At 43.1% G+C, this 515-nt stretch carries 1 protein-coding gene; it reads right to left on the bottom strand.

Annotated elements, in window-relative coordinates; all coding sequences use genetic code 11:
• Positions 1-482, bottom strand: a 482-nt coding sequence (locus tag ACRCJ0_RS19310) for an endolytic transglycosylase MltG (protein WP_431391841.1), incomplete at its 3' end; no start/stop codon positions are given.
• Positions 483-515: the final 33 nt, after the last annotated feature.

Genomic DNA, 515 nt, shown 5'->3' with positions numbered 1-515 from the left:
GCAGTTGATGACAACTCATAAGTTGCTGGGTATAAGTAGCCTTCCAACTTGTAACGCACGTCGTCATTTTCCGATACGTCGGTCAATAATTCTGGGTATGTCGCCAATAATTCATCGAATAGACCGTCATCCGTCATTTGTGCTAAGGCGTCTTCTTGTTCAATGCCAAGTGCATCTGCAATAATTTGCGAAATGGCCTCTAGCGATGAACCTTCTGGAATTGCCACTGAGTCAACTTGAGCTGTAGCCCCTTGTTGTAGCTCGTTATTAGCATCTGTATAGCCTAGATTCTTGTGTAAGGTGTAAGTACCCGCTTCAATCGCGTCATCCCCAAAGAATCGTAAGTAAGTTGTAAAAAGGAAATCGTTAAAGATAATGCCTTCATCATCCAAGATGCTTGCAATATCAGCTGTTGTCGACCCTTCTGGTATGGTAACCTCGACTGTTTCGTCCGAACTGCCGATACCTCCTGTAAAAATCATAAACGATAGGGATAAACCAACAACCACAATAAG

Source organism: Aerococcus sp. L_32, from assembly GCF_050689315.1.
This window is presented reverse-complemented; position numbering and strand designations above follow the sequence as displayed.